Below are 8,439 nucleotides of genomic sequence, written 5' to 3'. Positions count from 1 at the left end.
CCCGACCATGCGTGGGCAATGGACATCACCTACATTCCGATGCGGCGTGGCTTCGTCTATCTCGCGGCGGTCGTCGATGTGTTCAGCCGACGGGTCCTGGCCCATCGCGTCTCGATCACAATGGAGGCGGCCTTCTGCGTCGAAGCGGTCCAGGAGGCGTTGGCGAAGCACGGCAGGCCCGAGATTTTCAACACGGATCAGGGCAGCCAGTTCACCAGCCTCGAGTTCACCGATGTGCTGCTGGACGCGAAGATCGCCATCAGCATGGACGGCAAGGGCGCCTGGCGCGACAACGTGTTTGTCGAGCGGCTCTGGCGCACGGTCAAATACGAAGAAGTTTATCTCCGCGCCTACGACAGCGTGTCCGAGGCGCGAGCGTCAATTGCCAAGTATCTGGCCTTCTACAATCAGGGACGCCCTCACTCGAGCCTTGACGGGCGCACGCCCGACGAGGCTTACTTCGGCACGCAAGCTATGGTGATGGCCGCATGACCGTCGCCGACGGTTTTGTCGTCGCTCTGGTCGGGCTACGCCCTCCCGACGCAACGACAAAACCGTAAAGCCCCGCGTTCAGCATAACCCGGCAGGAATCCACTTAAATCCAGCGGGGCGCTGTCCAAACAACCGGGGCCAGCTCTCCGATGCGACGGTGTGGAAGGAAAATACTTCTTAATGTCGAGGCAGCGGACAACACGATTATTTAGGTGCTGAGCCGCATTGGAAATATATGACCGTCCTTTGACGGGGCAATACAGATAATTTGGCGGATCAATTCGAGTAAGGAGCCGAGCCAACTTTGCTTGAGTGCGTTTGAGATTGCGAGCGGGATTCTCAATGCGACGGCTGCCTCCCCCTTTCTTTGGTAGATCAAACTCCCTGTACATTTCCTGCGAATGGCGGAGTTTGCGCAAGTCGAGAACTGAAATACCAAGGAGGGCTGCTAGCTTGCGATGACTTCTCAGTCGATAGAGTGGCGACTGATCAACTGCGTAAGACAGCCGTTTATTTGCGCCTTTTGGGCCGCTTTCCATCGGTTTTCTCTTCGATGAATTTGAGTAGCTTTACGATCTTTGGTGCGACCATGCTTCGTGCGGCCTCATATGGAGTATTACTGCCTACTGACTCCGCGAAGAACATGATTGATGATATCGGGATATCGAACTCGACTGAGTATTTTTCGAGAAGCGCAAGAGTGGGCTGTTTTTCCTCGCTCTCAATTTCAGACAAGTATGATTTCGATATTCCTAGACGTCGCGCGGTTTCCGTTTGGTTGAGGTCATGAAAAGTTCGCAACAGGCGTAACGCTTCGCCTAACATCCCCGCTTCCTCTCGGATTACAAATATAGGGGCGGCATCTATTCCCTTAGAGCTCGATAGATCAGAATTCCGAGCTGGACTAACTTTGTCAGCAGAATTCCAATTCCAACCAAGGCTCTTACTGTAGACGGGCGGCGAAGCTGCTTTGCTAACGCAGACCGTCTCGGTTTCGACTGCCGCCGTTCCCTTTCGAGTTGATCCAATGTTTCCATTGGCATTCTCCCTCTTCGCCGGTTGAACAAAATGTTCAACCTGTCGCCATGGGAAGAGAGTAGGAGGAGAACGGCTTTGACCCCTATACTGCACTTAGGACGCGCCTAGTCGTCGGGCGCGTCCCCTAGCCCCAACGCACTGCGCGCTGGCTAATCGGACAGGAGGCTTTCAAACCTCCCACGGAGTGGCTTGTGGCCCTCCAACAATTGGCAACCTATCTCCCAATCAACATCGATGCTGCCGATAAGCTGTGATTCGCTTGTCGCCGGCAATAGAAGTTCGCTGTCAGCGAACAAAATTCTCTGTTGCGTTTGTTTTTGAAATGTCGTTGGGGAATTGATTCGATTCGACTGAACCGGGCGTCTTACAGCCTTCTTCAAACCACCCTTTGCTCCGCCCGCGCCAGCGTGCTGCATGGCGTTGAAGCACGTCACCGCCGTCTGCTCCGATCGGCATGCGAAATCCCGTGCGTTGCCACACCTGGCCATTAGGCGAGGACCGGAAGCGAGGCGTCCATCACGGTGTCGCCGGCGCAGATGCGGCCCACGCTGCCCTTGCGCTCATCTCGAAGGCAGGGCCCTAGTCGAGCTCGCAATCGACGGGGCGACGCAGGCGGCTCTCAATGTTCATGAGGTCGCAGCGGAGTACGCCCTAGCCCTTATCGATGAAGAACAGGCAGGCGATGTTCTTCGACAGTGTCTGGAAACCGATCGGGCGGTCCTGGGCGTGGGCGGCGGTTGTCGCGAGGGCGACTGCGAGAAAACAAGGATGAAGATTTTGCATACGTATGTTGCCCCGGTTCCAATCCGTCATGCCCGGACTTGATCCGGGCATCCATCGCTTTCTAATCTGAGGACAGATCGATTGCCGACGCCGCGCCGAAGGGGCATCGGCCCCGCAGGCGGGTCAAGCCCGGCCATGACGAGTGAGCAAAAATCATGTTCCTGATCGGCCAATACGACTCCCCCTTCGTCCGCCGTGTCGCGATCGCGCTGCGGCTCTACGGCCTCGCCTTTGAGCACCGGCCATGGTCCACCTTCGGCGATGCCGACAAGATCGCGCCGTATAATCCGCTGCGCCGCGTGCCGACCCTGGTGCTCGACGATGGCGAGGCGCTGATCGAGAGCACGATCATCCTCGATTATCTCGATGAGCTCGTCGGGCCGGACAAGGCGATGCTGCCGCGCGGCGGCGCCGAGCGGCGAAAGCATTTACGCATCTGCGCACTCGCCTCCGGTCTCGGCGACAAGGCGGTGAGCCTGCTCTATGAGCGCGTGCTGCGGAAGAAGCAGCTTGCGCTGTGGGTCGAGCGCTGCAAGGCGCAGATCACCGACGTGCTGAAAGTGCTCGAAGCCGAACGCGCCGGGGTGACGACGCCGTATTGGCTGGGCGGCCGGATCGGCCACGCCGACATTGCGGTTGCCTGCGTCGTTCGCTTCACCCGCGAAGCGCATCCGCAACTGTTCGAGCCGTCGCGCTATCCGGCGCTGTCGGCACACGCCGAACGCTGCGAGGCGCTGGCACCGTTCGGGGAGATCGTGCAGCCGCTGGCCCCGCCGAAGGGGTGAAAGCGCGCCGTCCTATCTCCTGTTACAGGGCTTGATCTCACCCGCTGCGGACTTCAGGACGATCGGATTTGGCGACAGCCTTATGCCGAAGAACAATTGAGAGCCGGACACCTTGTCGTCCGATCCCTGGTGTGCGTCCAGCTCGAGCTTCGCCGCGATCTCGGATGTCAGCTTGGCCCGCTCCTCCATCGAAATCGTGTTGTGATATTTGATCTCGTAGACGACGTCGGCTTCCAGCACGGACCGCGTCTGGCAGACCACTCCGCCGCTCGAAAGGTTCAGGGCGATCGCGTCCTCGCATTCGGCCTTCAGCAATGCATTGCGGGTCGATATCAGCGACTCGTCGGAAATCAGGAGAATGTTGGCGTTCTCGAGCTTGAGGTGAATTGAATCAACTTGCTGCATTCCGGCGACCGCCGACAGCTTGTCCCTGACCTGTGCGGACACGTCGAGATTCTTCTCGAGCGACTGCTTCAGGTCCCGGTCCACGGTCGGTGATTTCCGGATCTTGTCGGCCAGCAGCGTGGGGTCGACATCGCAGGTCGGATGCAGCTCCAGCCGGCCATTGCTCAGATATTCGATCGTGTTGATGGTGCCGGGACCGCCGAACGTGCTCGGCGGGACCACCTCGAAATATCCGGTCTCGGAGAGGATGGCCGCAATCGTCTGTTTCTTTCGCGGGAACCCGACCCAGGCTGCAACCATCACCAGACCGATCGCGACAAAGACGAGGCTACCAAGCCAAAGCCATTTGCGACTTGCTACTTTCGCGGGCAGCACAACTGGTTTCGTTCGCCGCATGGCACGTAGCCTTTCGGACAGTCAGCCGCGGCAATCGTGGGCAGCACGACAAGGGCGATCGCGGCGACGAACAGTGCAATGAACTGGTTCATATGCTCGATCCCAAGCAAACCATCGGTTTGAAGGTAGTAGGCCGACAGAGTATCGAATCAAGGTTGAGCGGACAAGTGAACGAGTTCACACCGCCCGGTTCCTGCGCGAAATTGCCGGTGAGCCGAATTCCGGACCGCGCCTCGTCCTGGTGGTGTGTCAGAAAGGAGCAGGCCGCTCTTTGCGTCGCGCACTGTCGGTTGTTGCGAGGCGCAGGCGCCGTCCAGGGAGATCGTGCAGCCGCCGGCGCCGCCGAAGGAGCGAGGTCTCTACCCTCCCCTGGAGGGGGAGGGTCGTTCGCGCGAAGCGCGAGCGGGGTGGGGTGACCTCTCAACACGGGTAGTGTTCACGCGGAGAGACCGTCACCCACCTCGGTCCGCATTCCGGTTCGCTGCATGCGAAATCCCCCTCCAGGGGAGGATGGGGACGCGCGTGTGGCATCCATCGGCACGGCAGGCGATGATGGAATATTACCGGTGTTTTGCCCGACGGAGCAAGCCGTTTCGGTAAGACCGAAATTCCTCAAGACTTTCAACCCCACCTCTACTATGCATGGGGTTGTTTTCACTTTTTAGTCTTGGGAAGCGAAGGCGGGGCCTACCCCGCCCCCGCGCGCTTCTTCTGCCAGACGAGATGCACCGCGCAGGTGCAGCCGGGCGGATGCGAGGCGAGGTCCTTCGACGTCTCGTCGTTCGCGGGTGTCGCCGCGAAGGCCTTGTCGGTCTGCTGCGACGGGATGTAGTTCAGCACCGGCGCGAGCCAGCGCTCGGTCTCGGCCACCGTCATGCCCTTGCGTGCGGCATAGTCCTCGACCTGGTCACGCTCGATCTTGCCGACGCCGAAATAATAGCTCTCGGGGTTCGCGAAATAGAGCCCTGATACGGACGAGCCCGGCCACATCGCAAAGCTCTCGGTCAGCTTCACGCCGGCAGTCGCCTCCGCGTCGAGCAGCTCGAACAGCGTCGCCTTCTCGGTGTGATCGGGTTGCGCGGGATAGCCGGGCGCTGGGCGGATGCCCTGGTATTTCTCGAGGATCAGATCGTCGCAGGAGAGCGCCTCGTCCGGTGCATAAGCCCAGAACTCGCGGCGCACGCGGGCGTGCATGCGTTCCGCGAAGGCCTCGGCGAGGCGGTCCGCCAGCGCCTTGCACAGGATCGAGGAATAGTCGTCATTGGCCATCTTGAAGCGGTCGGCGACCACGTCCTCGCCGATGCCGGCCGTGACGACGAAGCCGCCGACATAGTCTGGCACGCCGGCGGGCGCGACGAAGTCGGCGAGCGCGGCGTTGAACCGGCCCTCGCGCTTCTCGAGCTGCTGGCGCAGCGTGTGCAGCGTCGCGATCTGCCTGGTCCGGCTTTCGTCGGCATAGAGCACGATGTCGTCGCCTTGCGCATTTGCCGGCCAGAAGCCGACCGTCGCGCGCGCCCGGAACCATTTTTCCCTGACGATCAGGTCGAGCATCTTGCGCGCATCGTCATAGAGCGAGCGCGCGACTTCGCCGACCTTGGCGTCGTCGAGGATGGCGGGGAAGCGGCCGGCGAGCTCCCAGGTCTGGAAGAACGGCGTCCAGTCGATATAGGGCACGAGCTCGGCGAGATCGTAATCGTCGAAGCTGCGGATGCCCAAGAAGGTCGGCTTCACCGGCTTGTTCGCGGCGAAGTCGACCGGCACGCGGTTGGCGCGCGCGGCCGCGAGCTTCAGGCGCTTCTTGTCGGCCTGCGCGCGCAGATGCGCGTCCGAGATTTTTGCATATTCGGCGCGCACCTCGGCGGCGTAGGCCTCGCGCTTCTCGGGCGAGAGTAGCGAGGAGGCGACGCCGACGGCGCGGCTGGCGTCGTTGACGTGGACGACGGGGCCGGCGCGATAGCTCGGGTCGATCTTGACCGCCGTGTGCACGCGGCTCGTGGTGGCGCCGCCGATCAAGAGCGGCAGCTTCAAGCCTTCGCGCTGCAATTCGCCGGCGAAGAACGCCATCTCGTCGAGCGAGGGCGTGATCAGGCCTGATAGCCCGACGATGTCGGCCTTCTCCGCCTTCACGGTCTCGACGATCTTTGCGGCCGGCACCATCACGCCGAGGTCGATGACCTCGAAGTTGTTGCACTGGAGCACGATGCCGACGATGTTCTTGCCGATGTCGTGGACGTCGCCCTTGACGGTCGCGAGCACGATTTTGCCGGCGGACGAGGAGCCTTCGGTGCCGATGCCGTTGGCGAGGTTGCGGGCCTTCTCTTCTTCCATGAACGGCATCAGCCAGGCCACCGCCTGCTTCATCACGCGGGCGGACTTCACCACCTGCGGCAGGAACATCTTGCCGTCGCCGAAGAGGTCGCCGACCACGTTCATGCCGGCCATCAGCGGTCCCTCGATCACGTCGAGCGGACGCTTGGATGCCTTGCGGGCCTCCTCGGTGTCCACTTCGATGAACTCGGTGATCCCATGCACCAGCGAATGCGACAGCCGCTTCTCCACCGGCCATTCGCGCCAGGCGAGGTCGGCTTCCTTGGTCTGGGTCTTGTTGCCGCGGAATTTCTCCGCAAGTGCCAGCAGGCGCTCGGACGCGCCGGGGTCGCGATTGAGGATGACGTCCTCGCACACCTGGCGCAGCTCGGCATCGATGTCGTCATAGACGATCATCTGTCCGGCGTTGACGATGCCCATGTCCATGCCCGCCTTGATGGCGTGATACAGGAACACCGAGTGCATGGCTTCGCGCACCGGCTCGTTGCCGCGGAACGAGAACGACAGGTTGGAGACGCCGCCGGAAATATGCGCGCCCGGCAGGTTCTGGCGGATCCAGCGCGTCGCCTCGATGAAGTCGACGCCGTAATTGTTGTGCTCCTCGATGCCGGTCGCGATCGCGAAAATATTCGGATCGAAGATGATGTCTTCCGGCGGGAAGCCGACGCGGTCCACCAGGATGTTGTAGGCACGCTTGCAGATCTCGGTCTTGCGCGCGAACGTGTCGGCCTGGCCGACCTCGTCGAACGCCATCACCACCACGGCTGCGCCATGGCGCCGGGCGATCCTCGCCTCGTGAATGAACTTCTCTTCGCCTTCCTTCATCGAGATCGAATTGACGACCGGCTTGCCCTGCACGCATTTCAGGCCGGCCTCGATCACCGAGAATTTCGAGGAATCGACCATCACGGGGACGCGGGCAATGTCGGGCTCGGCGGCGACGAGGTTGAGGAAGGTCACCATCGCGGCTTCCGAATCCAGAAGCCCCTCGTCCATGTTGACGTCGATGATTTGCGCACCGTTCTCGACCTGGTCGCGGGCGACCTGCAGCGCGGCGGTGTAGTCGCCGGCGGTGATCAGCTTGCGGAAGCGGGCGGAGCCGGTGACGTTGGTGCGCTCGCCGACGTTCACGAACGGGATGGCGTCCGTCAGGATGAACGGCTCGAGGCCGGAGAGCCTCAAGCGAGGCTCGATTTCCGGCACGACGCGTGGCTTGTGCGGGGCGACGGCCGCCGCGATCGCCGCGATATGGTCCGGCGTGGTGCCGCAGCAGCCGCCGACGATGTTGACGAGGCCATCGCGCGCGAACTCGCCGACCAGGCGCGCCATGTATTCCGGGGTCTCGTCGTACTGGCCGAATTCGTTGGGCAGGCCGGCGTTCGGATAGGCACACACCAGCGTGTCGGCGACGCGGCCGATGTCGGCGATGTGGGCGCGGAGGTCTTCGGCGCCGAGCGCACAGTTGAAGCCGATGGTGACGGGTTTTGCGTGTCGCACGGAATTCCAGAACGCTTCCGGCATCTGGCCCGACAGCAGGCGGCCGGATTTGTCGGTGATGGTGCCCGACACCATCACGGGTACGTCGATGCCGCGCTCTTCGGTGATCTCGGCGATCGCATAGAGCGCCGCCTTGGCGTTCAGCGTGTCGAAGATGGTCTCGACCAGCAGCAGATCGACACCGCCGTCGAGCATGCCGTTGATCTGCTCGCCATAGGATTTGCGCAAATCGTCGAACGTGACGGCCCGGTAGCCGGGATTGGAAACGTCGGGCGAGATCGAGGCGGTGCGGTTGGTCGGGCCGATGGCACCGGCAACGAAGCGCGGCTTGCCGTCCTCGGCCTCGACGCGCCTTGCGGCGTTGCCGGCGAGGCGGGCGCCTTCGCGCGCCATCTCGTAGACGATGTCGGTGAGGTCGTAGTCGGCCTGCGCGATCGAGGTGGTCGAGAAGGTGTTGGTCGCGACGATGTCGGCGCCGGCGCGCAAATAGGCGGCGTGGATGTCCTCGATCGCCTGCGGCTGGGTCAGGATCAACAGATCGTTGTTGCCGCGCAGGTCGCGATGGAAATTCTTGAAGCGCTCGCCGCGGAAGGCGGCCTCGTCGAACTGCAGGTTCTGGATCATCGTGCCCATGGCGCCGTCGAGCACGAGGATGCGCTCGCGCGCGGCATTGAGCAGGGCAGTTCGCTTCGGAGAGGGAGTTACGGTCATTGTG

Annotated in this window: 6 protein-coding genes and 1 pseudogene; 2 read left to right on the top strand and 5 right to left on the bottom strand. The window is 62.0% G+C overall.

Annotated features, from left to right (window positions below; translation table 11 throughout):
* Positions 1 to 492: pseudogene (locus tag QJT78_RS08265) on the top strand (IS3-like element ISRj2 family transposase); the annotation flags it as partial.
* Between the two features lie 510 nt (positions 493 to 1,002).
* On the opposite strand, the gene QJT78_RS08260 reads toward QJT78_RS08265, so the two are convergent.
* Positions 1,003 to 1,317: a helix-turn-helix transcriptional regulator gene (locus QJT78_RS08260; protein WP_028148348.1), complete on the bottom strand. Its 315-nt coding sequence runs from the start codon at positions 1,315 to 1,317 to the stop codon at positions 1,003 to 1,005.
* Positions 1,318 to 2,181: 864 nt separating this feature from the next.
* Positions 2,182 to 2,343 (bottom strand): hypothetical protein, encoded by a 162-nt coding sequence (locus QJT78_RS08255; RefSeq protein WP_240537477.1) that lies wholly within the window; start codon positions 2,341 to 2,343, stop codon positions 2,182 to 2,184.
* A 125-nt stretch (positions 2,344 to 2,468) separates the two neighbouring features.
* On the opposite strand from QJT78_RS08255, the gene QJT78_RS08250 reads away from it, so the two are divergent.
* Entirely contained in the window at positions 2,469 to 3,098 is a 630-nt protein-coding gene (locus QJT78_RS08250; protein WP_028148349.1) for a glutathione S-transferase family protein, read from the top strand.
* A 12-nt stretch (positions 3,099 to 3,110) separates the two neighbouring features.
* On the opposite strand, the gene QJT78_RS08245 is transcribed toward QJT78_RS08250, so the two are convergent.
* The 3 genes from QJT78_RS08245 to metH form a co-directional block, all read right to left on the bottom strand.
* Positions 3,111 to 3,803: a hypothetical protein gene (locus tag QJT78_RS08245; RefSeq protein ID WP_240537478.1), complete on the bottom strand. Its 693-nt coding sequence runs from the start codon at positions 3,801 to 3,803 to the stop codon at positions 3,111 to 3,113.
* Positions 3,804 to 3,859: 56 nt separating this feature from the next.
* Positions 3,860 to 3,991 carry a hypothetical protein gene (locus tag QJT78_RS08240; RefSeq protein WP_256478428.1) on the bottom strand — a complete coding sequence of 44 codons (132 nt, stop codon included), beginning with the start codon at positions 3,989 to 3,991 and terminating at the stop codon, positions 3,860 to 3,862.
* 595 nt (positions 3,992 to 4,586) lie between these two features.
* Positions 4,587 to 8,435: a methionine synthase gene (gene metH / locus QJT78_RS08235; protein ID WP_028148351.1), complete on the bottom strand. Its 3,849-nt coding sequence runs from the start codon at positions 8,433 to 8,435 to the stop codon at positions 4,587 to 4,589.
* Positions 8,436 to 8,439 lie beyond the last annotated feature (4 nt).

Source organism: Bradyrhizobium sp. Mp27 (assembly GCF_029953005.1).
In the GTDB taxonomy this organism is placed as follows: domain Bacteria; phylum Pseudomonadota; class Alphaproteobacteria; order Rhizobiales; family Xanthobacteraceae; genus Bradyrhizobium; species Bradyrhizobium barranii.
Note: the sequence above shows the minus strand (reverse complement) of the source record. Positions and strands in the feature narration are given on the sequence as shown.